The 24815-nt window shown below is 36.8% G+C and carries 17 protein-coding genes and 1 tRNA gene; 5 read left to right on the top strand and 13 right to left on the bottom strand.

Features of this window, described 5'->3' with window-relative positions; translation table 11 throughout:
• The first annotated feature begins 176 nt into the window (after positions 1 to 176).
• Positions 177 to 503 carry a DUF3276 family protein gene (locus tag FN756_RS10105; protein ID WP_142603914.1) on the top strand — a complete coding sequence of 109 codons (327 nt, stop codon included), beginning with the start codon at positions 177 to 179 and terminating at the stop codon, positions 501 to 503.
• Between the two features lie 61 nt (positions 504 to 564).
• Here FN756_RS10105 and FN756_RS10100 read toward each other — a convergent pair whose 3' ends face one another.
• Complete coding sequence (locus FN756_RS10100; protein WP_142603912.1) at positions 565 to 1575, bottom strand: N(4)-(beta-N-acetylglucosaminyl)-L-asparaginase; 1011 nt, start codon at positions 1573 to 1575, stop codon at positions 565 to 567.
• A gap of 194 nt (positions 1576 to 1769) precedes the next feature.
• On the opposite strand from FN756_RS10100, the gene ychF reads away from it, so the two are divergent.
• A complete protein-coding gene (gene ychF, locus FN756_RS10095; protein ID WP_142603910.1) occupies positions 1770 to 2867 on the top strand; it encodes a redox-regulated ATPase YchF in 1098 nt (365 codons plus the stop codon).
• A gap of 76 nt (positions 2868 to 2943) precedes the next feature.
• Here ychF and FN756_RS10090 read toward each other — a convergent pair whose 3' ends face one another.
• From FN756_RS10090 to FN756_RS10080, 3 genes are all read right to left on the bottom strand, one after another.
• A complete protein-coding gene (locus FN756_RS10090; RefSeq protein WP_142603908.1) occupies positions 2944 to 4230 on the bottom strand; it encodes a type IX secretion system plug protein in 1287 nt (428 codons plus the stop codon).
• Positions 4231 to 4331: 101 nt separating this feature from the next.
• Entirely contained in the window at positions 4332 to 5375 is a 1044-nt protein-coding gene (locus FN756_RS10085) for an SO2930 family diheme c-type cytochrome (protein WP_142603906.1), read from the bottom strand.
• Positions 5376 to 5398: 23 nt separating this feature from the next.
• The gene (locus FN756_RS10080) at positions 5399 to 6610 is read right to left on the bottom strand and encodes a parallel beta-helix domain-containing protein (protein ID WP_142603904.1); all 1212 of its coding nucleotides are present in this window, start codon (positions 6608 to 6610) and stop codon (positions 5399 to 5401) included.
• Positions 6611 to 6814: 204 nt separating this feature from the next.
• On the opposite strand from FN756_RS10080, the gene FN756_RS10075 reads away from it, so the two are divergent.
• Entirely contained in the window at positions 6815 to 7261 is a 447-nt protein-coding gene (locus FN756_RS10075) for a PepSY-like domain-containing protein (RefSeq protein WP_142603903.1), read from the top strand.
• A gap of 100 nt (positions 7262 to 7361) precedes the next feature.
• Here the strand turns inward: FN756_RS10075 and FN756_RS10070 are convergent, their stop codons facing one another.
• Positions 7362 to 9290 carry an ABC-F family ATP-binding cassette domain-containing protein gene (locus FN756_RS10070; RefSeq protein WP_142603901.1) on the bottom strand — a complete coding sequence of 643 codons (1929 nt, stop codon included), beginning with the start codon at positions 9288 to 9290 and terminating at the stop codon, positions 7362 to 7364.
• A gap of 317 nt (positions 9291 to 9607) precedes the next feature.
• Between FN756_RS10070 and FN756_RS10065 the strand changes: the two genes are divergently transcribed.
• Positions 9608 to 10639: a quinone-dependent dihydroorotate dehydrogenase gene (locus FN756_RS10065; protein WP_142603899.1), complete on the top strand. Its 1032-nt coding sequence runs from the start codon at positions 9608 to 9610 to the stop codon at positions 10637 to 10639.
• A 104-nt stretch (positions 10640 to 10743) separates the two neighbouring features.
• Here FN756_RS10065 and FN756_RS10060 read toward each other — a convergent pair whose 3' ends face one another.
• The 3 genes from FN756_RS10060 to FN756_RS10050 form a co-directional block, all read right to left on the bottom strand.
• Positions 10744 to 10923 carry a spore protein gene (locus FN756_RS10060; RefSeq protein ID WP_142603897.1) on the bottom strand — a complete coding sequence of 60 codons (180 nt, stop codon included), beginning with the start codon at positions 10921 to 10923 and terminating at the stop codon, positions 10744 to 10746.
• 38 nt (positions 10924 to 10961) lie between these two features.
• Positions 10962 to 11032: transfer RNA gene (locus tag FN756_RS10055), tRNA-Cys, on the bottom strand.
• Between the two features lie 132 nt (positions 11033 to 11164).
• Complete coding sequence (locus FN756_RS10050) at positions 11165 to 11923, bottom strand: TrmH family RNA methyltransferase (protein ID WP_142603895.1); 759 nt, start codon at positions 11921 to 11923, stop codon at positions 11165 to 11167.
• Here FN756_RS10050 and tamL point away from each other — a divergent pair.
• Positions 11914 to 14217 carry a translocation and assembly module lipoprotein TamL gene (gene tamL / locus FN756_RS10045; RefSeq protein ID WP_142603894.1) on the top strand — a complete coding sequence of 768 codons (2304 nt, stop codon included), beginning with the start codon at positions 11914 to 11916 and terminating at the stop codon, positions 14215 to 14217. The two genes, FN756_RS10050 and tamL, sit on opposite strands and share 10 nt — an antisense overlap.
• A gap of 81 nt (positions 14218 to 14298) precedes the next feature.
• Here the strand turns inward: tamL and FN756_RS10040 are convergent, their stop codons facing one another.
• The 5 genes from FN756_RS10040 to FN756_RS10020 form a co-directional block, all read right to left on the bottom strand.
• Positions 14299 to 14838: a hypothetical protein gene (locus tag FN756_RS10040; RefSeq protein WP_142603892.1), complete on the bottom strand. Its 540-nt coding sequence runs from the start codon at positions 14836 to 14838 to the stop codon at positions 14299 to 14301.
• A 127-nt stretch (positions 14839 to 14965) separates the two neighbouring features.
• On the bottom strand, positions 14966 to 19525 hold the full coding sequence (locus FN756_RS10035; RefSeq protein WP_185955243.1) for a Calx-beta domain-containing protein: 4560 nt from the start codon (positions 19523 to 19525) through the stop codon (positions 14966 to 14968).
• A 526-nt stretch (positions 19526 to 20051) separates the two neighbouring features.
• The gene (locus tag FN756_RS10030) at positions 20052 to 22037 is read right to left on the bottom strand and encodes an OmpA family protein (RefSeq protein WP_142603887.1); all 1986 of its coding nucleotides are present in this window, start codon (positions 22035 to 22037) and stop codon (positions 20052 to 20054) included.
• Positions 22038 to 22086: 49 nt separating this feature from the next.
• Entirely contained in the window at positions 22087 to 23055 is a 969-nt protein-coding gene (locus FN756_RS10025) for a PorP/SprF family type IX secretion system membrane protein (RefSeq protein WP_142603885.1), read from the bottom strand.
• Positions 23056 to 23062: 7 nt separating this feature from the next.
• Positions 23063 to 24815, bottom strand: a 1753-nt coding sequence (locus FN756_RS10020; protein WP_142603883.1) for a T9SS type B sorting domain-containing protein, incomplete at its 5' end; no start/stop codon positions are given.

Genomic DNA, 24815 nt, shown 5'->3' with positions numbered 1-24815 from the left:
ATATACATACAGAAGATAGATTTAAATCCAGTCCTGTTTTTCCAAAAAAATAAACTTATCACTAAGAGTCATTTACGATTTTTTTACACAAATACCAAATATCTTATTGTAAATATTTTGAAATGTAAACTTTATTAGTTTATATTTACAGCAACATAATCATATTTATTGCAACAATGGGAGATTTTGATAACAAAGAGCGAGAAGAAGTTTACTCAAAAAAAGTTAGAGCTGGTAAGCGTACTTATTTTTTCGATGTAAAATCAACTAGATCAGGTGACTACTACATCACGGTTACCGAGAGTAAAAAGCGTATGGAAGATGGTGTATTTGTTAAACATAAAATCTTTCTATACAAAGAAGATTTCGAGAAGTTTTCAGAAGGTTTAAGTGAGGTGGTTGACTATATCAAATCAAACCAAGAAGTTTCTGAAAAACGGTATGAAGCATTTGAAAGCAATGGCGTTCATGACGACAAATCAGGAGGCAATTTCTCTTTCTAAGTTATCGATCTAATCAAAATAAAAAAAGCATCTTCATTTGAAGATGCTTTTTACTTTATTGCTATTGATAGTAGCTTTTCCCAACGATGATAGTATCTATATCACCCGTTTTAACGGCAAATGTAAAACCAGGCTGAAGACAATAAGCTCCGTATTCACCGTATTTATTCAGCGCTAAAAAACCCACCTGTATTTCTTTTGATCTTTTTGGATCTCGTTTAACGATACGTTCCACCGCCTCTTTACAAGCATCTTCAGGAGTACGGCCTTGACGCATGAGTTCTACCACAAGATGTGATCCTACAATTTTTATTACTTCTTCACCAACCCCAGTTGAAGTTGCAGCTCCTATTTCATTATCAACATAGAGTCCGGCGCCAATGATCGGAGAATCACCTACACGACCATGTAATTTGTAAGCCATTCCGCTGGTTGTGCAAGCACCCGAAAGATTCCCGGTTGAATCCATTGCTACCATCCCAATCGTATCATGATTATACTTGCCACCCGGAAGTTTTTCCGGAACAGGCTTATTTTCAATATTAATCACCGGTTCATATTTGGCTGTTTTAAGCCATTCTTTCCATGCTTTTTCCGATTCAGGAGTAAGCAAATTTTCTTTTTTAAAACCATTAGCGAGTGCGAACTGCAAGGCGCCCTCTCCTACCAACATTACATGAGGCGTTTTTTCCATCACCATTCGAGCTACTGAAATTGAATGAACAATATGTTCCAAACCAGCTACAGAACCACAATTAGCATGTTGATCCATGATACAGGAATCGAGCGTTACATGACCATCTCTGTCGGGCAAGCCACCCAAACCCACACTTTGATTTTTGGGATCTGCTTCGGGAACCCGCACTCCTGCTTCAACGGCATCCAAAGCTGAACCCTTTTTATTCAGTACTTCCCAAGCCGCTGCATTAGCCTCTTTTCCGAAGTTCCAAGTGGAAATCACAATTGGCTTATTCAAAAATGTCTTTGTTTCTACCGCTAACGCATCTAGAACACTGGTGGTAGCCACTGTGGCTATGGCACTCTGCTTAATAAATTTTCTTCTGCTTATCATGTATAAACCGTATTTCGACCCTTAAAGTAAGAGAAAAGAAGTAAAGATGAAACTAATATTACCACATCGGTAACTAATTCGCTCTGAACTTATCAAATTATTATCTTTGCGCCGCAATTAACACATGCCCAATTTTGTATTCGAAATTACAATCAGGCATTTTTACGAAAGAATAATCAAGAGAATTTATACATATGGCATTACAATGTGGTATCGTAGGATTACCAAACGTAGGAAAATCAACATTATTTAATTCTTTATCGAATGCAAAGGCACAGGCTGCTAACTTTCCATTTTGCACGATTGAGCCAAACGTAGGCGTAATTACCGTTCCGGATACACGTTTAAATAAATTATCAGAATTGGTAAACCCACAACGTGTGGTGCCTAATACCGTAGAAATCGTTGATATTGCCGGCCTTGTAAAAGGTGCAAGTAAAGGTGAAGGTTTAGGTAATCAGTTTTTAGCTAATATTCGTAATACGAATGCAATAATTCACGTATTACGTTGTTTCGATGATCCAAACGTAGTTCACGTTGATGGTTCGGTTGATCCAATTCGAGATAAAGAAATTATTGATACAGAACTTCAGCTTAAAGATCTTGATTCGGTTGAGAAAAAGCTGCAAAAAGTAGAACGTGCAGCTAAAACCGGCGATAAAGACGCAAAGAAAGCCCTTGAGGTACTTTCTAAAATAAAAGAAAACCTACTTGCCGGAAATTCTGTACGTACACTTAATCTTGACGAAACTGAGCTGGAACATATTGAAGATATTCAGTTGTTGACAGTAAAACCTGTTATGTACGTTTGTAACGTTGATGAAGGTTCAGTAAATACGGGCAATAAGTATGTGGAACAAGTTAGAGAAGCCGTAAAAGCAGAGAATGCTGAAATTTTAATTATTTCTGCTCAAATTGAGGCGGAAATTGCTTCTTTGGACAATTATGAAGATAAACAATTATTTCTGGCTGATTTAGGCTTAGACGAATCAGGAGTTAACAAATTGATCCGTACTGCTTACCGTATGCTCAATCTTGGTACTTACTTTACAGCAGGAGTTCAAGAAGTACGTGCATGGACAATTACATTAGGGATGACTGCTCCTCAAGCTGCCGGTGTGATTCACACTGACTTTGAGAAAGGCTTTATCCGTGCTGAAGTAATTAAATACTCTGACTTTGTAACGCTAGGCTCTGAAAATGCCTGTAAAGAAGCTGGAAAACTTAACGTAGAGGGTAAAACTTATGTAGTTGAAGATGGAGATGTAATGCATTTCCGATTCAATGTATAACATCAATAAACTTCACAGTTATACTAAAAAGGTCTTGTTGCAATAAACAAGACCTTTTTTAGGAAAATAATTTCAATTACCGAATTCTGAGTACAATATTCGTCCCGATTTTTCTTACTCCTACCAAATCATCATATCTTTTACCTGAAGGATGGTAATACACATAAATTGTATACATATTTTCTGTTTCAAAGTGATTGCCTTCACTAACGGTTTCATCAATGGGCTTTTCAGGACTTACGTAAACATATTGATAGTCATAATATCCCTGTTTTAATAACAACTTGTTTTGGTACGTTTTAGCAACCTCATTATATCCTAAACGAAATTCTTCTTTGATTTGCCAATCAGATAATTTTCCAAATACATAATAATCTCCTACCTCAGTATACGGTTTAGCCAGTGAGAAATGAACCCAGGTATAATCTCCATCCGTTTCGGGTCGGGAACCGTCTTGATTTCGAATAAGATAAGTCCCATTTATATCGGTCCATGATGAATAAGCCATTCCGCTCTGATCAGCGTCTGCAAAAAGGTAAACATCCGTTTTACCTTTCTCCCTGACTATATCTTGTATTCGATCTGAAAAAAAACGTAAACTTCGTGTATCGATATGACGAAATTCACTTCCTCCATTAAAAACACAGGCATCTATGTTATCATAAACCAGCTGATTATTTCTGATAAATAATGGCTGGGTTAATACTTGGGCATTATCAGGGCGATCATTTTGAGTAACAACTGCCTTTATTTCCAACTGCGGATTAAAAACATTTATAGCAGGATGATTGATGATGAAGTTTAATTTTTGCTTGCGCTCACGATCGTTTATCACCGAACTTCTGGCCAACTCAGCGTCAATTGAAACCTTATTATTCAGCACATAAAACCTTCGTGTAATTACCAAATCATTGGGATCATTATTTAAATAAACCTTAAGCAGGTAATTCCCCCCAATTAAGGGTTTCATGTTATTATTGGGTAGTGCAAGTTTGTAGTGTGTATAAGCCTGAAAGGTATTCAATGAATATTCGTAATCATTGATTCGATCCTCTGAATAACCATTCAAATAGTCAATACTCGAAACATTACTTGGTTTCCAGTCGTAGGTACAATGAATAAAAGTGTAAGTGTAATTTTCTGAGCCACCGTTTATATCATCAAAGCTAAATACGAGTTTATCTGCACTTCCGAGCACATATATTGGCGTTGATTGTTCCTGATTAACATTATAAAACTGAACGGTTTTAATGTTAGGCTTATAAACCCAATCCTTATAAACCAATTCATCCGAAACGGCTACAGTCTTAGTTGAGCTGAATAAAATGAAAAAAAGAATTATAACTTTAAGGGTAGATTTCATTCCAACATTATTCTAAATAGGCTTAAACGTAGTAAAAATTTCTATTATAGTTAAAGATTGATGGCAAGAACATTTTTAAAAATAAAAATGCAAGATTGATATCATTTCATCCTCTTAATCCATTCTCTAATCAGCTCTACTCCTTCTTTGTGCACCTGTTCTCTTCCTAATTCAGGCATGGCAATTCCCGGATCAATAGCCTCCATTCTATATAATAAAATCGATTCATCAGGCTTTCCGGGAACTATATCGAAACTTCTATTACCTGCACCTCTTCCAGCTGCAATTGGAGCCTTCATTACTCCAAAAACAGATGGTTCAACTTCTCCAATATTCAAAAACATACCTGAAGTACTAGCAGGGCCTTCTTTACGATGGCAATGACCGCAGTTAATATCCAAATATGCCCGGGCACGGTCATCAAGACTACCTGAAGAAGGGGTATTCCAAACTGCCAATTTCGGTACTGTTTTCATATTAGGTAAATTATTGAGTATGCCCATTTTTCGCCAATGTTCTAGTTGATTTTCGGCATTTCCAGCATATTCTTGTTTACGATTAAGCTGCATAGCTGATGGACCGATGGGTTGTATAATCCCGTTTTTGTTATGACATCCTTTGCATTGGTTTTTATTAGGGATAACGTAATTGGTGGTTACTTTTTTACCTTGATTATCTATATACGAAACCTGACGTGTTTCACCAGCCACGTCATACGCTGCATCGGTTTGCGCATCATTCCAAATGTAAGGCCATGCTACCCATTCATTCTCCTGCTTTACTAACAGCCTTGTTTCAATAATCCGCCTACCTTTTTCAGGGCGACGAAAATCAAAAGGATAATAGAAATTCTTAATCAAGATGGTTCCAACCGGAAAATCAAATGTGCCTTCTGATGTATATGTAGCCGTTGCGCCTTCCGGAACACGGACAAAACGTAGTTTTTCGGCATAGTTGGAAAATAAGGTCGTATTTAAACTATATGGTAATACTCCATCATTAGGAACGAGGTCGGCCATTTTCCCTTTAAAAAATCCATACTCCGAGAGCTTATCTTTCTTTTCAACAGCCGGAACCTTGATGAAAGCAAGACTCAATGCACAAGTAACGATTAGCAGAGCACTGAAAACGAAAAGTTGCTTCATATTTATAATGGTACGAATCGAGACTATTTAATGCTTAACACCACTTCCTCTTGTTTGGTTCCTTCACGCTCAAAAGACTTCATATCTCTTGAAATATTTTTAAATCCATTTTCAGCATCCATATTCACAAATGATTGGTTTTTATTATTGAAGATGCAAATACCCAGTTCTGACTTAATGCTTCCGTCTGCATTCTTAAACTTAGAATCAATAATTCCATCGTATTGAATAAACGGAACATCTTTACCAAACTTCAGCTTAAAACGATACATTTTACCCATGCGACCCTTCATAGTAGCGTGCTCGTGTTTCCGTTCATAAAAGTTATCATGGATATAAATATTTGTAGGGTAAGGATAGTACTCTTTATCCTTAATTGGAATTTCAGCTATATAATAGCTAACCAATGCAGTACCTACCGTTCGGTTATTGATGATTTTATTATCGAATATTTCAACATTATTGGTAGCCAGAACCATTATACCCGTTCCCTGCGGTACTTTAGCCACAATGTTTCCTTTAGGAGCAAAATTCAAGTGATTATTATCATGTACATTGTTATTGAACACACGTACATGTCCGCCTTTTTTCTGTATCAAACCCGGTAAATCGAACACCAAAATACCTCCCACATTGTTCACCGCTTCATTTTCGTAAACATCGGCATGCAGTGTGTTTTCAATTTCGATGCCTGCAACGTTTTCATAAGCTTTGTTGTTCCGAACAATTACGTATTGCGATTGACCTACGTAAATACCGGCATCCGAAGCAGCAACCGCTTCACAACCCTCAATCAGTACATTTTTACATTGAACAGGATACAAACCATACCCGCCATTATTTTTATCAGGTCCGTCTGTCCATTCCACTTTTACATTGCGAAACACCATTCCATCCACTTTTTGGGTCTTTACACAATCGCCCTTGGCATCCTGAACGGTTAAATCCTGCAAAACTATATTTGATCCATCTGTAATCTTAATTCCTTCAGCTCCGCTAATTTGCCCTTTGAATGAAAGGATGGTTTTATTCATTCCTTTGCCTTTAATGGTGATATTTTTCTTATCATCCATCGAAAGGCTGGCATCCAGGTAAAATGTACCTTCTTCCAGTTCAATTACGCTGCCATTTTCAGCTTCGATAAATTGTGTTTGAAGTTTCTTCTGTACATCTTTTTGAGCAAAAGCAGAAGTGCCCACAACAAGAAGGCATACGGACAGGATTACTCGGTTCATAGGTTTTATTTGAATGGGTTTACAGTAAATATATTTAAAGAAAAGTTTGAATGAAAGTTTTTGAACCGGTTGATGAACTTTATCAATAAACAATCATACGATATATTGCAATTAATTAGTTTTATTATTTTCGGACCCAATTGAAGGCAACTCCATACTTCCTTCATAGATCTCTCGTTCTATTAAACCAAAAAAGCTTAAACAATGAAAAAACGATTAACAACTACGCTATTACTCGCATTTTGCATGGTCAGTATTTCGGCTGTTGCACAAAAGGTTCCTGAAAAAGTTAAAGAAGCATTTCACAATAAGTACCCTTCTGCCACAGAAGTGGTTTGGGAAAATCAATTAATAAGGTATATCGTATCTTTTGAACTGAAGAATACCAGCAGTACAGCTGTATTTTCAAGTGGCGGAAATTGGCAAAGTACCACAACTCCTTTGGAGGAAAAAGAAGTGCCTGCTTCAGTAAAAGATGGTTTTGATAAAAGTAAATATGCAGAAGACTGGGAAATTCAAAAAACAGAAAAGGTAGAATCACCCGAATACAGTTTGTTGTATAAGGTTTATGTGGCCAAAAACGACATTCAAAAAAAGAATCTGTTTTTTACCAAAGATGGGCGTTTATTTAAAGAGAATCTAACGCTTTAAACCCTAAATCCCCTAATACTTATTTGATAAACAGAAACGCCTCGAAATTCGAGGCGTTTCTGTTTATCAAATTTGAAGTTTGTCTTTATTCTTCCTCAAACTAACTCTCCATTTCCATTATTTTATCAGCTAACTGATCCCATTGCAGTTGAACATCTTCAAGGTCTTTTTTAACCTCTGTGTAGCTTTTATTGGCTTCATTTAATTTAGTAGGATTTGAAAAAACCTCTTCCTTGCCTATTTCAGCCTCAATGCGCTTTTTTTCTGTTTCTAAATCCGCTAATTGTTGCTCCAATTGCTCCAATTCCCGATTCATCTTTTTAAGTTCCTTCGATTTCTCAGGTTTAACGTCAATTTGAGCAACCTTTCCTTCTTTCTTTTCAACTTTAGGCTCCACTTTCTTACCTGTTTTAGCGTCGCGCTCTTTATCCTTAATACGTTTTTCATACCATTCATCAAACTCACGGTATGAACCCGGATATTGTTTAATATCATGATCTTCAATGAACCAAATCTTGTTGGCCACATTATCAACAAGGTAACGATCGTGAGAAACCAGAATTACGGTGCCTTCATACTGTTGTAAAGCCTGAATCAAAATATTCACCGACTGCATATCCAAGTGGTTGGTAGGCTCATCGAGCACCAGGAAATTGGCATCAGACGTTAATGCTTTCGCCAAAGCCACGCGTGATTTCTCACCACCTGAAAGCACTTTAATCTTTTTGAATACATCATCACCCGTAAAGAGGAAACAACCTAATATTCCACGTAATTCAGTATCGGTATGCGTTGGGGCAAATGCCTGCATCTCCGCTAAAATGGTATTCTCTAAATGCAGCGATTCTAACTGATGCTGCGCGAAAAACGTTTGAGATACATTATGACCAACCGTAATTTCACCTTCGCATTTATCCGTACCTGCTACCAAACGCAATAAGGTCGACTTTCCCTTACCGTTGGCACCAATCAGAGCAATTTTATCGCCTTTTTCAATATCAGCGGAAGCTTTCTTAAGAATATCAAGCCCCGGATATGATTTTGAAATGTCTTTCATCATCACCACATGACGACCCGACGGTCGGCTGCATTTGAATTTAAAAGATACGGAAGCTACGTCGCTGTCTACGTCTTCTACCTTCTCCATACGGTCGAGAGCCTTAATACGCGACTGCACCATTTTGGCTTTACTCGCCTTAGCGCGGAACCTATCGATAAGCTTTTCTTCCTGCTTTATTTTTTGTTGTTGATTTTTAAACTGATTTCCCTGAATCTCATCACGCATGGCTTTTTCTTCCAGATAGAAAGTATAGTTACCAGCATAAACTGTCAACTGTCCACCACGTGACTCCACAATACGAGTAACGGTACGATCAAGGAAGTATCGGTCGTGAGAAACGATGATGTAAGCACCATCAAATGCATTCAGATAATCTTCTAACCACTTAATTGACGGAAGATCCAAGTGGTTGGTAGGCTCATCCAACAATAGTAAATCAGGCTTTTGCAGAAGGATTTTAGCAAGCATCACACGCATACGCCATCCTCCTGAAAACTCCTTTAGCGGGCGCTTTGTATCTTCAGGATTGAAACCCAAACCGGCTAAAATTTGCTCAGCATGATACTGAATATTATAACCATCTAGATTTTCAAATTCTTGTTGTTTATCGCTCAATTTGTGAAGCAAACTTTCCGAATAATCGGTTTCCATCTTTTGCAAGATCTCTTCAATTTCATCATGCAACTGATTTTGGCGCTCAAAAGCCTCCATCGCCACATGTAAAATACTGAAATCAGAATGTATGGAAAGCAAATCCTGATTCAGGTAACCAATTTTTATATCTTTTGATTTAGAAATAACTCCGCTTGTTGGCCGTTCATCACCTACAATCAATTTCAACAATGTAGTTTTACCCGTACCATTCGCACCAATCAATCCAATATGCTCACCTGGTTTAATATGCCAAGAAGCCTCATCATAAAGTGCTCTGGCTCCAATCTCAAAAGTTAAATCGTTAATCGCTATCATTGTGGTGCAAAGATAAACTTTTGAAAATTTGAAAATGAGCTAATTTCAAGATTTGAAAAGGAGTATTTGAAAACGGAAATTTCGTAAGTATTTACTTATTAAAGCCCTGCTTTCACTTCAAACCCTTGCTTCAAAGAGGTTGACACGACTCCTAGTCGTGCCACCACTTACCTACTATTCGCTGCGGGTTTTCCGTTCAATCAGGTTTAGTTAACAAAGGTCATTGCTATTTAATATCAATTTATTTCAAAGCGTAGCCTCAACTCACGACTCGTAATTTTTAAACCATTATCTTTGCAGCAAATCATCAAAAAAACATGTACAAATTAATCAAACCTATTTTCTTCAAATTCGATCCCGAAAAAATTCATCACTCCGTTGTCAATGCATTAAAAACAGGAAACAGAATTCCCGGTACAGCATCAGTATTAAAAAGTATGTTTTGCATTAATGACAAACGATTGGAAACAGAAGTTTTTGGAATCAAGTTCAAGAATCCGGTTGGGTTAGCGGCAGGCTTTGATAAAGATGCTAAAATGTACGATGAGCTTTCTAACTATGGTTTTGGGTTTATTGAGGTAGGCACCATTACTCCTGTGGCGCAAGCAGGAAATGACAAACCTCGTATGTTTCGATTAGTGAATGATGAAGCGCTCATTAACCGAATGGGTTTCAATAATGATGGAGTTGATGCAATGGTAGAGCGCCTCAAAAACAGAAAAGATAAAAACCTGATTGTCGGTGGAAATATTGGTAAAAACAAAGTCACTCCAAATGATAAAGCTGAAGAAGATTATGTAATCTGTTTTGAAAAACTATTTGAATATGTAAATTATTTTGTGGTAAATGTAAGTTCGCCAAACACACCAGGCCTACGTGATTTGCAGGAAAAAGAACCGCTAAAAAAGCTTTTAAACCGTCTTCAAAAACTTAACGATAGTAAGAATGCACCTAAACCCATCCTTTTAAAAATAGCTCCTGATCTTACCAATGAGCAACTGGATGACATTATTGAAATTGTAACCGAAACCAAAATTGCAGGAGTGATTGCTACCAATACAACTATTGGCCGAAACAATCTTACTTCGTCCAAACGATTAACTGAGCAAATGGGCGGATTAAGTGGAAAACCATTAACCCAACGTTCAACGGAAGTGATCAGATATCTTTCTGAAAAATCAGGTAAAGCATTTCCGATTATTGGTGTGGGTGGAATCCATTCAGCTGAAGATGCACTGGAAAAACTGGAAGCTGGTGCTTCATTGGTTCAAATCTATACCGGTTTTATTTTTGAGGGTCCGGGTTTAGTAAAGCGTATCAACAAAAAGATTCTCGAATACAGATCATAAAAAATCACCTGTTTTTACCTAAAGTAGAAACAGGTGAAAACATAAATCAAAAAAAATCCCTGCTGAAATTCAACAGGGATTTTAAATATTTTCTTGAAGAAAAATTACTTAGCAGCTGCTTCTAACTGAGCAATAATAGCACTATTCTTAGCCAATTGATCTTTAGTTGACTGAGCTGAACGGCTACCTAATTCAATATTAGTAGCTAATTTCAAACGTTGTTTTTCCATACGTGAAACCGCTTTATTTCTTCTGTCTTTTCTTTTTAATCTTGTAACTGCCATGATTCCTAAATCGTTAATTGTTAGTATTTAACAAATTGAGGTCGAGAGCGGATTCGAACCGCTGTACAAGGTTTTGCAGACCTCTGCCTAGCCACTCGGCCACCCGACCTTTATTTTATTGAGGCTGCAAAAATAAACATTAAAATATCTTTGGCAACATCTTTTTTAAAATAATTTCTATATGGTTAAAAGTCAATTGTTTCTTTTTTATTCAAGAAAAATAACCAAAACCAATAAACTCTTATCCTCGTCTAATCTCTGAACATAATATTGCTGTAGCAATTCCAACATTTAGGGATTCAGCCTGCCCAAATCTAGGAATCATAACCGGATTATTTATATACTTTTTCAATTCAGGTGAAATTCCTTTCGATTCATTACCCATCAACAAAATTCCAGCTTTTGAGATATTTTGCTGATACACATTTTCGCCTTCCAACAAAGCTCCATAGACCGGCAATTTAACCTTATGCAAAAAATCCTCCAAATCAATTTTAACTACATTTACTCTGAACAGTGAACCCATTGTTGATTGAACAACTTTAGGGTTATACATATCAACAGTAGTAGTGGAACAAATAATCGTGTCGATGGCAAACCAATCCGCTATTCGAATAATGGTACCCATGTTTCCCGGATCCTGTACATTATCGAGCATAATTGTCCATTTATCTTTAATAGCATCGGAGTTTAATGAACCATCCTGATAACTTTGTGGGATATTTACAACAGCTAATACTTCATTGGCAGTTTGTAACTGACTGATTTTTTGTAAATCAGTTTCTGAAACAATGTGTATTTCTGTATATTTCGGTAGTTTTACAGCTGATTTAATCTGATTGAGATAATTTTCAGTCAGAAACAACGATTGTACAATATAACCTGATTGAAGTAGCTCAAAAACCATCTTAGTACCTTCTACTATGAATTTTCCGTGCTCTTCTCTAAATTTTTTATTTTGTAAGGACCTGATAAAACTTATCTGTGATTTTGAAATCATCTATATTAAGGCATTTTTATACAACAATAATAACCATTTTAATTTTTACTGCTTTTAGCGGTTGTAATCCTACACGCTATCTTAATAAAAATCAGTCGATTATTAGCAAAGTTAAAATTGAAGGTGTTGATAAAGATCTCACCGAAGACGTAACTTCTTTTTTACCTAAAGCGAACTCAAAACTATTGGGATTAAATATTCCACTGGGTATGTATAATACTTTCAACGTTAAAAATGGACACTATAAAGAAAAGCCAAAAAAAATTGGTCAGGCCCCTCAAATTTTCGATAGTCTTAAAGCAAACCTTAGTGCTTTAAAGGTCAGCAAATTTCTTTTTAACAAAGGTTTTTTCAACAACATAGTTACTTTCACAGTTGATTCTGTTAAAAAACAGACAATTGCAATAAAATACGTTGTTAACCAAGGTCTACCTTATACAGTAAAAGACTATAGTATTTCAATAGCCGATTCGAATATTTACAGGCTTTATTTGAAAAATTATAAACAGCCTTTAGATTCAGGAGAAAGATATGATATAGACAAACTGGAGAAAGAACAACAAGCCATTTATACGCTGATGAGGAACAACGGTTATCGTGAATTCCAAAAAAACTATGTCAAATTTACAGCCGACACCAATCAACAAACCCATCAACTTGATCTTAAACTTACTATAAAGAACCCGCCTGATAAAGACAAGCATCTATTATACTCAATTAACGATGTATTTATCTCTATATCCCCAGATAATCGGTCGAGAATTAAAAGTAACGATACTTCTAAAATCAAGGATCATGTTTTTTTTATTGATAAAGAAAATAAATATAAGGCTAAACGGTTTAGTAATATTTTATTTTTAAACTATGGCAACTATTACCGAAATAACGATTACTTATTAACCTACAATCGGTTGGGAGACCTGGGACTTTTCAAGTTTATCAACTTCACTTTTACAAAGAATCAAAGTGATTCTTCTAAATTAGATGTCGGTATTGATTTAATCCCTTCAAAACAACGTTCTCTTTCGTTGGAAGGAGAAGCAACTTTAAGTGGCAGCAACATTGGTTTTAACGCGGGAACAACCTACACAAGTAAAAATATTTTTGGAGGAGGAGAAGCCTTGGAATTAAAATTAAAAGGAGGGTTCGAAACCCAACCCAAACAAACTCCATCAGGCATAGAACAACCACATATACGAAGCAGAAACCTTCAATCAAGTGCTAGTATTATATTTCCTAGAATATTGTCTCCATTTCAATTTAACGTTGGGCGTTATGGCCTTCCTAGAACAAGACTAACCTTAGGTTATTCTGACATTAATCAAATTGACAGAGCTGTAACAAATATTAATACATTATTGAGCTATGACTGGCGGGAGACGGTTGCAAAATCACATATATTAACTCCAGTTAACGTTGGTTTAGTGAATGGCCGTATCGATTCAGCTGCTGCGATCGGATTAAGTCTTGCAGCCTTATCACGTTATCAGAACTCATTTACCTTAGGATCACAGTACACCTATACTTATAACGACTATAAATTAAGGTTTGGCGGCACATTTAATTATTTAAGGATCAGCTTTGATCTGGCAGGTAACACACTTTATATTTTAAGTAAACTTAGTAATTCAAAAAAAGACAGTTCAGGACAGTACAATATATTTGGTCGTCCCTATAATCAATACCTAAGACCTGAAATTGAAATAAGAAGATATCAGCAGGTCAGCAACAAACAATTGGTTTTCAGATTTGCTACAGGGATTGGATATGCTTATGCCAACGGTAAAAGTATGCCTTATGATAAATTATACGGAGTAGGTGGAGCAAACAGTAACCGAGGTTGGGGTTCTCGCTTTATTGGACCTGGAGGATTTCCAATTAATGAAGTTAGTGCCGTGCAGAATATTACTGAACTTCAGATTGGCGAATTAAAAATAGAAGCAAATACTGAATATCGATTTAATATTTCAAACAATTTTTTTACTTATAAGTTAAACGGTGCTACCTTTATTGATGCAAGTAATGTTTGGAATATTAAAGACATAGGTCTCTTGGATGCTCAGTTTAAATTCAATAAATTTTATAAAGAATTTGCCATTGCAACTGGAGCAGGGTTACGTTTAGACATGGGTTTTCTAATCATCCGTACAGATCTGGGACTTAAGCTTCATGACCCTCAATTTTTTAAAGAAAATCGATGGGTAATCAGCAAATGGGGGAATAGTGATTTCAAAGAGAAATATCCAAATTATAAATTTCTCAATTTTAACTTTGGTATAGGTTATCCTTTTTAGAAGAAACCTCATAACTGTAATCATCCCGCTATGAAAGCAAATTAGAGGATTCTTGATAGGCAATAAAACTCATTTAGACTTTCATAAAAAAGAAAGCAACCACTGGTAGATGACGTGCAGATAATTACCAATACTTAATCCTTTATTGAAAATAAAAAAAACAATAAATAATAGTATTGCGATTACCAATAACCTTCGCACAAAATAGCCAAGTATGAAGAAAAACAGTGGAATAACCAGCAGTAAAAATATTGGAACATGAATCGCAAATAACTTCTCTCCAACTTTTAACACATAGTATAATTTCAACTCTGAAAAAGTACTTTCAATTGGTCTTATATACAGAAATGTTGATGAAGATATTTTGTCAAAAACTACAGCCTCTCCATTTTTGAATTGTAATTTCTTATCAATTCCGTTAATACTAAAATCAAAAGACCCGTTAATTTCATTAACTCCCCCACTCTGTTCTTCATTACCATCAACTAACACACTAACTGTTAATCGGTCAGCCAAATTACTTTTTATATCGAAACTTGAAATATTTTGTTGTTGAATTTCTGCAGCTGCTGAAAAGGAAATATAGAATAAGAGTAAAAAAGAAAGAAACAATTTGTTCATAAGTAAGGATTAATCTTGCATTCGAAAATACAAGATTAATCCTTATTACCCATTTTGCAATATAGGAAACTCCTATTCTGCTTTGAGGTTTAGGGAACCAAAACCTCAACTTATTCAATATTTTGATTTACCTGAATATTGTTACGCTCCCAGCCATGTTCTCATTTTTACCCTGAGCATCATTCAATTTGATCACATAGTAATAGGTTCCTGTGGGAATTCCGTTGCCGGCCCAGTTGTTTTGGTAATTTTTTATCCTGTAAACTTCCGCTCCATAACGGTTGTAGATCACCATTTCGGAGTGTATATTTTCTATTCCAGGTATAATAAACCAATCATTAATACCGTCATTATTTGGACTGAATGCATTAGGCACAATAAAACCATATATGCTTTTTGTACAAACAGCTGTATTATTAGCAAGATTATAATCTTGCATAGAAGCTACAATTGATGCACTATTAGTGATATTACCTACCACCTTGGCTTTTACACGAATCGTTAATATTTCATCAGTTCCAGCAGATAAACTATCTAACTGCCAGGTAACTGTTTGATTTGATTGATCAAAATTAATAGTACCCTTAACTGAATTCGCATTAATATATTCCAATTCCACCGGCAATGTATCTGTCACAACTATTCCAGAAGCTAACGTTGCACCTTTATTTGAGGCAATAAGAGAATAGTCAAACTCCGTATTGATGCTGACCTTTTTATCTTCAGCAATTTTTACAATGGCTACATCAACAGGAGCATCATCGTCAACAATTACTTCTGTACCTATGCCAAATCCAGCAGTAATAGTTGCGCCATTGGTTGGATTAGAAAGTGTTATTGTAAAACTTTTATCCGGTTCAATAATTGAATTATTGATAATATTTACTGTGATTTCACGATAAGGCAATGGATCATTATCTGTAAAAGAAAACGTCCCCGTGGTGACTGCAACAGTAAAATCAGTCCCTAAAATAGCAGTACCACTAGTAATAGTGTAATCAATAGCTGATGCGTTATTGTTGGTTTTAAAAACTTTGTAGGTAACAATACCTGCCGACTCTTTAACTGATTTACTTTCAACATAAAACTCTACATTATCATCATCAACTATACTTATCGTTGCAGTACCTGCACTAATTGAAGCATTAACAGGTGTATTTAATGTTAAGGTGAATATTTCGGGTCCACCCGGTTCAATAACAAGGTCGTTAATAATAGGAACACTTATAGTTTTGGTAGTTTCGTCGGGCAGAAAAGTTAATGTACCTGCAGTAGTGGTATAATCCGTTCCGGCAGTAGCCGTTCCTGGATTTGTTGTATAACTTACGGTTGAATTCAATGCAGTTAAACCGGTTTTGGTAACAGTTAAAACTGCCAAGCCTGCACTTTCATTTACACTAATATCAGAGATTGAAAATTGTGGCATTACATCATCATTTATAATGGTTGCCAGACCTGTTGCTTTAGCTATTCTCGCATAGGATGCAGACTGTAAACGAACACTAAATGTTTCATCATTCTCGTATTTCGTATCTCCGTTTACAATAATATTTATTGTTTTAGTTGTCTCAGATGGCGAAAATGTAATTGTTCCGGAGTTACTCACAAAATCATTATCAACCGTAGTTGCTGTACCTATTAATGTTACAAAATCGACATTTGCATCGGTTGAGGTGTTACCTATTTTAGTAACCGTAAATGATAGTATTTGGGTACCTGAATTACCCTCAGCAACTGTAATATCATCAATTGTTAAAGAAGGTGCGGCATCCACATTTTGAAGATTCACTTGAATGCTAGCAATCCCTAATTGAGCATTGTTACTTGGATCAGAAATGGTTGCAATAATAGTTTCGTCAGTACCTTCATACAAAAGATCATTTATTGCTGTTATGTCAACAGTAGTGCTACTACTGATTTGATTAGCAGGTATAGTCAAGGTGATGGGAGCAGGAATATTGTTATAATCAGCACCATTTGTAGCTGTTCCTGTAAGATTCAATTGGACCGTTATATCAGTTAATGAAACTACTTTCGGATTAGCCAAAACCGCTCTTATGGTAACCTTTGCCGGAAAACCTGTTTCACGAATAGCATAGAAATCAACAGCAACATTCACAACGGGAATGAAATCATCTTCAACAATAAGACCAGTTGCTTGAACCGCAGAACCTGTATTTACAGTATAACCGACACCTGATATTAATTTCACTATTACTGATTCCGATGGAACTCCTTCATCTATATCGTCACCTCGAACCGGCACAACAATAACTCCAGATGTTTGTCCAGCCAAAATGGTAACCGATGTAACTGAATTATCATAATCATCCGTAGGTAAGGGTCCACCGGTAGCTGTTGAACTTGGATCGAATGAAAAATTGATGGTCAAATCGTCCTTTGTTGCGCGGCTCAACTTTATCGGATAAACTAAATTTACAATTGTTCCTGAATGCCCTTCTACCACACTAGGCGGAGCTGTAATAGAAACAACTGGTAAAACATCACTATCTACGACTTCTATGATTGCCGAACTTTGGGCCGCATTTAAAATTGCTCCACCTCCACTAACATTTATTATACCCACATTAACCGTTTCATTAGGCAATCCCTCACTAATATTATCAGCAATAGGTTTAATTTGAATTGTAGCGGATAAACTTCCGGCAGGAATAACTAATGTATGAGATCCAATAATTGAATAATCGTTATCCAATTCAGCTGTTCCTTCAAAAGAAAGATCGACTATTACAGGTTCTATGGCTTTAGAAGAAAGAGTTACAGTAACAATAGCAGCACCGGAGGAATTTTCATTAATAGTTGTTGGAGAGGATGAAATCGATACTGTTGGTACTGTTTGTGAATCGATAATTTGTAATGTGGCACTGGCTCCAGCTGCAACATTATTGGTTACAACACTTGTAATCTCTGCGATTAGCGTTTCAGGGAAAGGGCCTTCGAAAACACCATCGTCTAGTATATTAAATATATACGCGTTGCTTGAAAGTGAATTAGCAGGTATGGTGAGCGTGATGGCCCCTGCAGGATTGTAAGTATAATCAGAACCGTTAGCAGTACCCTTTAAAACAACATTTACAATTGTGTTTGTTGGCAATGCAATAGGCAATTTTGCTGTAAGTTTTGCAGTTCCTCCTTCATTTACAGTACTAACATCGAATGCTAAAGAAATTGAATTATCATCATTCTGAATAGTCCCATCGGCAGTATCAGCACTACTTGAAACTCCTGATTGAGGAGTAATGGTTACCGTAAAATTTTCATTTGGCTCAACCTGAGAATCCTGTTTTACTGGTATTTTAATAATTACATTACTTTGTCCAGCAAGAATAGTCCCTGCAACGTTAACAGGAAACGTCCCGTTCAAAAAATCACTTGCTTGAGCAGCAGATGTACTTGCCGGGCTTACTGAATATGTAAAATCAATAGGTTGTGTAAGCTGACTTCCCGGATCTCTAATAACATTAAAAGTAAAATCAGTACTAACTCCGCCAGAACCTTCAGCCTTTGATGATTCAAAGGGAAGAATGCTGATACTAGTTTCATCATTAAGTATAGTTAAAGTATGAACCTTGTTACTCCCTAAAAAGGCATTTGTAGGTGTGAGCAAAGTGAAAATTACAGTTTCATTCGGTTCAAAAATCGCATCATCAGCAATACTAATCTCTATATCCTTAACACGTTCCCCTTCTGATGTTGGAGTTGCGGCCGCAAAAATCAACGGAGAAGCAAAATTGGTGATTTGAAAATCTGAGCCGAGTGTAGCTGTCCCGGAAACTGTATATGGAACTGTAACATCCTGTTCGGTAATATTTCCAGTTAAACGTACTCGTACTTTAACGATACCGGCATTCTCAGAAAAATAAGAACTCACTATTTCAAATGTTACATCTGGCCCTCCATCATTATCTAATATAGTTCCTGTTGCAAGTAGATTTGAAAATGTCACCCCCGGAGATGTTGTTGAAAATGAACTAATGACAATTGTTTCATTATATGCTTCCCCTCTTTTATCATTGTAGATTCCAACTGGGATTGAGGCTGTAACATGTCCTGGAGGAATGGTAACAGAAGTAATAGAATTATTGTAGTCAACACCGTTAGCTTGTGATGCAGCGCCTGTAGCAGTACTGGATGCGTCATAAGCGAAATTGATTGTGATTTCTTTGGAGCTTGGATTACTTAAAGTAATTGGAAAATGTAGTGTTGGGTTTGCTTCATTTTGCGGCAAAGGATCATAAATTGTAATTACTGGCGGATTGTCATCGTCAACAATGATTCCAGTTGCAGTATTTGTCGCAGAAATAGTTGCTCCATTATCCGCATTTTGCAGCGTAACAATTACTGTTTCATCATCTTCATCTACATCATCACCGGCAATTGGAATAATAATATTTGCAGAAGTTGTATTTGCCGGAATCGTGATTTGTGTTGTTACAGTTCCAAAATCTGCAGCATCTGCCGTTCCGCCAATGGCGTAATTAAGGGTAATTGGAAAAGCATTAGGAGCTGAAAGGCTAACAGGAAATACCATATTTTTGGTACCTGAGTTTCCTTCATTAACAGAAACCGATGGATTATTAATACTAATCTGTTGAGCATGTAGTTGAGTGGGAATTAAAAACAGCAAACAGGTAAACAAAAAACATAAAACCTGTTTGTACATCATCAACGATCTCTTATGAGGATCCTTACCATAAGAGCTAGAAAATATATTGAACATAAATCCAGCCTCCCAATGTTTTCTTTTAGTTCACAAATGAGGAAATTCATCAACTTCAGTTTTGAGTCAAAGCACCTTACAATACTCCTGATTTTCTATTAAATAAGACTTATAGGCAGATGAAAAATACTTTTAAAAACGATGGTCAACCCAAGTTGTAAGTCATTAGAGCAGAAAAAACGATAGCTATGATCAAAAACAGTTCAAAAATGATACCTGACTTTCATCTAAAAGACTCCCAAAATTAGGATTATTCACTTTTACTGTTTAAAGGGGCCAGAATATGATTATTAGCTAAAACAACACATTTTTAATTAAGTTGCTACGTATATTTTTTTATACAAAAATTCTTATTAACCCAACTTCACAATAAACAAATATTTACAAATCAATTATTTTGACAACCTATATAAAAACAGAAAATCCTGAAACGCAAGGCTTAAGGATTTTCAATACTATAATAACAGGAATATTAATACCTTAAAATTGTGAACTCGGTGCGCCTATTTTGTTGATACTGATCTTCAGTACAAGGGACGCCATTAACACATTTATTAATCGGACGAGTTTCGCCATATCCCTTAGCAATAATTCGGCTTTTGTCAATTCCTTTTGAAATAATATAGTCAACTGCAGACTGTGCTCTTTTTTTAGACAAGGTCATATTGTAAGCATCACCCGCCCGGGAATCAGTGTGGCTAGCAAGTTCAATAACCATAGTTGGGTTATCATTCATTGCCTGCACTAATTTATCTAACTCTGGAAGCGCGTCGGCTCTTATATTCCACTTATCTAAATCATAGTAAATATTTTCAATTTTAATTGCTTTATCAATTTCAATTGAGTCTATCCCTAAATCTAGTTTTGCATACAAAATGGCGGATTCGACTTTACCTTTAGTCGAGATGCCATCTTTTCTTCCAGTTATATAATTAGTTTTTTCAGCAGTAAGGGAATAATCACTTTCTTCAGCTAGATGAAATTTAAAAAAACCATTTTCATCAGTTGCCAATTTCACGTTTGTATTTCCCGTTTTATCATACAATGTTACGATTGCATTTTGTAATTTCTTACCCGATTTGCGATTAGTTACGGTTCCCTCGAGTATGAACTTAAGTTCCTTTCGAACAAATGAATAAATATCGTCACTCCCCCGTCCTCCAAAACGGTTACTCGACAGAAAACCGGATTTGCCATCATTGTTAAAAGTGATCAGAAAATCATCTTGCGGAGTATTAATAGGATATCCCATGTTTTGTGGCTCAGTCCATGTTGTTTTTTCTCCTTTACAATAATAAATATCTAAACCACCCATACCAACACGACCATTTGAAGCAAAATAAAAATCTCCTTTTTTGTCAAAAGAAGGACTTCTTTCATTTCCTACTGAATTTATTTTTGCTCCAAGATTTAAAGGATTACTCCAAGAACCATCATCCTTTCGCTCGCAAAAATAAAGATCAGTTCCACCAAATCCACCTGGCATATCACTTGCAAAATAAAGTCTTTTACCATCCGGAGAAAAGCAAGGATCACCTACAGAGTACTGGATGGGAGAATTAAATTCGAAGGGTTTGGGAGCGCTCCAACTACGACTTTCCTGATCGAAAACAGCGCTGTATATCTCCAACTTAATCGTATAATTTTTTTGTTGACTACGGTCATCTGTATATTCTTTAGCATTGGTAATTCCCCTTGTACGAGTGAAATAGATTTCATCCCCATTAGGCGAAAAGGTAGCAGGTCCATTATGAAAATCACCGCTTAAGTTTGATGCAAAAAGTATTGGCGATTTGGCAACCCCATCTTTCATTTCAGCATAATAGAGTTTTAAGTATGAATTACCTGTCCAACCATAAACTGCCTTATGAAGATTATTATTGGCATTAAATACTAAAAACCTGCGATCTTTACGCAAACCTTGCTCTGTAATCCGATCAGAGGAAAATACCACGCCATTTTGATAAGCAACTGCTGCAAAATCACCTTGACCTGAATTTAATGTGGTATCTAAATGAAAGCTATATTTTACGGGTTTACTCATCCAAATCTGAGCAGAATCACATGAAGCGATAAGTTTAGCTGTGTTCGTCAATTGTTTATCAGCAGCCATCACAGCATATTTACCATAGTATAGCTTTGCTTCGGCATATTTTGAGTTATTTCGTAAAGCTTCAGCATAAAAGAACAGATCCATTGCATCATGGCCTTCCATTTGTACAACCTTTGCGTACCAAGACTCCATAAACTTGTAATCGTTCAATTGACGATAACAGTTAGCCAGTCCTTTCGCGGACGCTAAGGTTTCTCTTTTCTCCCAAGCTGCCTTGTATAAATTTAGAGCATCACTAAAATTATACATTTCCGCTTGTCTGTTAGCCTCTCTTAATTCGGCCTGACCATAAACTGTTGACATAAAGACCGCAAGCAGAATAGATGTAAATACAATTTTTTTCATAGATTCTTGACTAGTCGTGTATTCATTACCTAAATGAAATTAATTATCTTTAGAAATATCTAGGGGTTAACATTTTGATTTTCTTCGGAATAAAGGAATACCCCACTGATATTTCGTGTGTACCATAGTTAAAGTCACTGAATTTATTAAATGAAAAATCATAAGCATAACCGACTCTAAATCGATCACTTATATATAGTTCAGCAAGAGCTACCACAGCATCACTATGACTCAAATTATCCTGAAGATTGGATTTTAAAAAATTTATACCAGTACGATACGAAGCACCTAACCATAATCGTTCACTGAAAAGAACAAATGCGTTCAAATCAATATTTGTAGGTCCTTTAGCTTCTTCCTTAATCATAAAGGATGGTTTAAGAAGAATTTTTCCAGAAACAGGAATTAGAGTTCCGGCGGTTAAATAATAATGTGGCATTTTTTTAGGTATAAGGATGGTCGGATCCTTAGTATAACTCATATATTGGGCTATAAGGTTATCCGTTGATAATCCAGCATAAAAACGATCAGTGTTGTAATACAATCCTGCCCGAATATCTGGAACTACTACTGATTGCATTGTTTGGGGTACGGAGGGGTCTTCCGCCTGGTTAGGTTTTAATTTCGCCCCATCAAGGGTATATTGGGACAAACCTGCTCCAAGTCCAAATGAAAGTCTTGAGACTTCATTTACCTTCAACCTGTAAGCATAATTAAGATAACCTGATAGTGTACTTTCTGCTCCCAATTGATCTTTCAGTACATTTACAGCTAATCCTACATTATTGTTATTTGCAGGAGCATCAGCTACAAAGCTAAATGTCTCAGGATTACCCTCTAACCCACCCGTCCATTGACTTCTATAAAATGCATGCAAATTCATTTGTTCTTTGTAGCCAGCATAGGCCGGATTAATATAGATTCCATTGAACATGTATTGTGAAAACTGTGCATCTTGTTGGGCGTGCACAACTGTGCTTAGCAACAGTAATAGTGCAAGAATTGAGCGTCTTTTCATTTAATTTCTATCTTAAAATAGTTACATAACCTGAATATTTCACTGATTTAGCATCCACTGCTTTGACAGTTAGCACGTAGAAATAAGTACCTTCACTTAGCTGCGAACCATTCCAATCATTTTTATATTTAGTGTTTTTGTACACCTCATTACCCCAGCGACTAATTACTACAAGTTCCGTCTCGATACCATCAATGCCGTTTATAACAAAATTATCGTTGAAACCATCGCCATTTGGAGTAAACACATTTGGTATCTCAAATCCTAGTACTGTTTTGTCAACCTGAGACCTATTATTTATCGGATCAAGATCGGGCTGATTAGCAATTACTTCCGCTGAATTAACAATAATACCACCTTTTGTCGCCCTAACTTTTAAGGTAAGGGTTGCAGGTCCGTTAACATTTAAGGTCTGTAAATTCCAAATAACTTTGTGTGAAGAGCGATCATACGTTGCCTGACCATTGGTTGCATTACTACTCACATATGCTAAAGATTCAGGAAGAGGGTCTGTTACTAATACATCATTTGCAGTAACATGTCCTAAATTAGAAACAACAATAGTGTAGTCATACTCCTCATTTACCTTTACAGAACCCGAAGATGTAGTCTTATTCACGGAAAGATCAACATAGTTATCTGCCACACTTATAGCAAGTCTACCCGTTTTGCACAGATTTGGGCTACCACCATCACATGCAGTATAGTACACAATATCGGTACCGTAGAAACCATTGACAGGAGTGTAAATCAGCCTATTATCAGCTCCAATAACAACAGTACCGTGAGCGGGCTGAGTGACATCGGTTAATTTAATGGTACTTGAGCCATTAGAGCCTTGTGGGTTAATATTTACAGGTGCATCTGGATCACTTACCTGACTTAGTAAGTCAACGTTTATTGGGGTATTCATCAATGTAGAAAGGTCTCTATCTGGAACTACGGGAGGAAGATTGACAATAGTTACGCTCTGCATATCAGTTGCGGTTAAGCCGTTTACGTCGGTAACCGTCCAGATAACTGTTGTTGTTCCTACTGGAAAATTTCGAGGGGCATTATTAGTTACAGTTGCAACGCCACAGTTATCAGATGTAATAGGAGTACCTAGTTTTATGGATGATCCTGTATTCGACCCTTGAGATATAATTGCCTGAGGAGCCGTAATAGTTGGTTTAGTGATGTCTTTCACCACTACGTTTTGGATTGCCGTTTCGATATTCCCGTTCCCGTCGTCAAAACTCCAGGTGATGACGTGCGTACCCTGAGTCGTGTAGGTCAAGGCGTCGGTGGTTGTGCCAGTGATCAGGCCTTTACAGTTATCGTACGTAGTTGGCACGCTAGCCGTCGCTGAGCATTCCCCCGTTACATCCGCTAAAACTGGTTTCACAGGTTTCTCCCTATCATTCACAGTCACTGCCTGGGTTTGGGTGCTCGTGTTGCCATGGATATCGGTTACGCTCCAGGTGACCGTGGTGCTGCCCACCGGGAATGCATTGCCTGCCGGGATGCCGCTGGAGGTGACGCCCGCTGCTGCAATACCGCAGTTATCGGTCGCGCTTGGGGCCGTTAAGGCGATCACCGCTGTACAGGCGCCCGCATCGGCGGACTGCGTTACGGCTGCCGGAGCTGCCAATACCGGTTTCTCTGTATCATTCACCGTCACTTCCTGGGTTTGGGTGCTCGTGTTGCCATGGATATCGGTTACGCTCCAGGTGACCGTGGTGCTGCCCACCGGGAATGCATTGCCTGCCGGGATGCCG

The organism is Solitalea koreensis, from assembly GCF_900182575.1.
GTDB classification, from domain to species: domain Bacteria; phylum Bacteroidota; class Bacteroidia; order Sphingobacteriales; family Sphingobacteriaceae; genus Solitalea; species Solitalea koreensis.
This window is presented reverse-complemented; position numbering and strand designations above follow the sequence as displayed.